Genomic DNA, 2961 nt, shown 5'->3' on the forward strand with positions numbered 1-2961 from the left:
TTCTGGTGCGCGATTGCCCTCGACCACTTCAATCGTAAAGGCCGCCAGCGCGGCACTCAGTTCACCGTCGGTTACGCTAATCACAATGCCGGCGCTACTGCCCAGATGTTCGGTCTGCGGCGTCCCGGTTAAGGCCCCGGTTGCTGGGTCAAAATTGGCCCAAACCGGCTTATTGGCAATGCTAAAGGTTAGCGTATCGCCATCTGGATCGCTGGCAGTAGGCACAAAGCTGTAAGCCTCTCCTTGATTCACCGACGTCGCTGGCATGCCGCTAATCACCGGAGCAGCATTGTAAAGTTTCTCTACGGTGGCCGTGGCTGCTGTGCCAGTATTACCCACTGTATCCGTCAGAATCACACTCAGCTGCAATGTGCCTTCCGCCAGCACCGTGACATTGATAGAGCCAATTTGCTGATCGGCCGCTGTGACAACACCAGTATTGGTGACTGAATTAGTACCGTCACTCACCACATAAGTGTAAATAGCTCCCACCTCAGCACCCGCAAACATAAAACTCATGGAAGTCTGATTTGTAGCGTCTATACGGCTTTGCTGGATCACCACGTTGTAGCCTGAAGGAGGCAATAAATCGATAGTCAATTCATCAACGGAAGCGTCAGTTCCCACATTACCTTGTGTATCTGTGGCAGTAACCATCACGTCATAAACACCATGAGGCAAAGCGGCAATCTGATTATCAGCCAGCGTCCAACTACCATTGCCGTTATTGGTTGGTGTATAGGTTTGACCATTCACCATCAGACTTAAAGTGGCAGTAGCATCATCCACGGTACCAGCCAAAGCAGGGGTTGAGTCTGCCGTGGTCAGTGCAGTCACTGTCACTACAGGAGCCACAGAATCCTGAGTAATACTCACCACATCCACAGCGGCCGATACATTGGCCGCTTTGTCTTTGGCAATAACGACAAAGTTATTTTCAACATTCTGAGTAAGAGGCGCTGTCAGTGACCAGTTGCCAGCAGTGACAACACCCACCTCTGCGCTGGCCAGCACTGTGCTGTTATCTGCCACACCATCATTGTCAGCGTCTGCAAATAATTCTACTGTGACACCATCTTCAGTATGCGTGCCTGCTATCACCTGAGTCAGCGTATTCACTGCCAAAGGTGTAACAGGGCTGGTGATCACAGGGACAACAGGCGCTATGGAGTCTTCAGTAATAGTAGGTACATCCACAGCAGTCGAGACATTGCCCGCCGCATCCTCCGCTATGACTACATAGTTGTGTGCAGTGTTTGCAGTTAAAGGTTGTAACAGACTCCAGTTACCATTGGCATCTACGATAGTACTGACCACAATACCACCATCTGCCGTACCATCATTGCCGATATCTACATAGAGGTTAATTAGGACACCTGGTTCACTGTGAGTACCTTTAATCTGGTAATTCGCTGCATTAACAAACACCGCCTGAGCTGGGTCTGTCACTATGGAAATCAGCGGGGCCGTAGTGTCTACCTTAGCTGCGCTGTTGTTAATACCACTGAAGTTCAAAGTTGCGTCATTATTGCCCGCATCTTTAATGGTGGCACCATTCAGCAGAGACAATGCATTACTGGCTATAGCAACACCTGAATCAGCAGTATTTTCACCGGCGAGAACTGTGTAGCTGAAGGTTAAAATGCCAGCCGCGTTACTGGTTAACAGGGCCTGACGGGTAACGCCTCCGATGTCTACAGCCAAACTGTAGTCAGAATTAGCACCGGATAACACTAAAGCCTCGCTGAAAGTCAGGCTAAAGCTAATGCTGTCTCCGGCTTTATAGTTACCATTAGCAATAGCCACTGAGCTAATGGTTGGCACGTTGGCATCTTTATTCACAGTAGCGGTAACAGCTGGAGTACTGTCGTTACCCGCAGCATCTGTTAAGATCAGGCTGATAGTTAAAGCACCATCATTTAACCCACTGGCATTAAGTCCCGTGACTTGCTGATCGGCAGCCGCCACTACAAAAGAGTTGGTCACTGCTGTGCCGCCATTACTGCTGCTGATACTGTAGTTTGCAGTTGCCCCCACCTCAGCACCCGCCAAGGTAAAGCTCAATGCCGCTTGATTTCCGCTGGTAACAGACGCCTGATCAAAAGCCACACCGCCAATGGCTGGTGGGGTTTTGTCCAGTGTGATCACCAGAGGATCTGAAGCCACACTAACATTACCAGCCAGATCTGTGGCTGTCACGGTGATATTATGATCCCCTTCGCTGGTTACAGCTGCAGTGGTCACGCTCCAGCTACCCCCTGTAGCCGTTGCTGTTCCCAGCGCATTGTTCACACTGGAGTTCAGACTGACAGTACTGCCATCTTCTGCAGTGCCGGTAAAGACAAGGCTGGTCGCATTGGTCAGGTTATCAGTGTTGCTGCTGCCCGTATCTGAAGCTGCCGCTAAATCTGGCGCTGCAGGCTTGGCTGGCGCTGTGGTATCTATAGTGACAGACAAGGCTGCGGACGGCGCTAACGCCTGGTTGCCTGCCGTATCGGTAGCTGTTGCTGTAATACTGTAAGTGCCGTCAGCCAGGGCTGAACCACCAGCCACTGTCAGGCTCCAGGCGCCACCACCATTAGCTACTACAGCGCCTAAAGAGGTTGCACCAGCAAAAAGTTCGACAGTGCTGTTTGCTTCGGCCGTACCTGTAAAGGTTGGAGTAGTCACATTGGTGATATTATCAGTCTGGCTAATACCACTATCGGACGCAGCGGCCAGATCTGGCACCGAAGGGGCATCTGGAGCTTCTGTGTCTATCGCATAACTATTGGAATTGGTGCTGCCAGTACCTGCATTACCTGCTGTATCCGCTATACCGGTATTATTCAGGATAATCAGGTTGCTTGCATTAGTTACACCGTCCGTTGGCGTTAAAGTGGCAGTCCAGGTGATACCGCCGTCGCTGCTGCTCAAGCCACTCAAAGTACCATTAGCAACGGTCAAGTCTGCCAGGGTAAA

General features: G+C 50.9%; 1 protein-coding gene. It reads right to left on the minus strand.

Annotated features, from left to right (window positions below):
• Window positions 1-2961, minus strand: a 2961-nt coding sequence (locus IE163_RS07065; RefSeq protein ID WP_229833463.1) for an Ig-like domain-containing protein, incomplete at both ends; no start/stop codon positions are given.

Origin of the sequence: Alishewanella longhuensis, from assembly GCF_014653435.1 — a bacterium.
GTDB classification, from domain to species: Bacteria; Pseudomonadota; Gammaproteobacteria; order Enterobacterales; family Alteromonadaceae; genus Alishewanella; species Alishewanella longhuensis.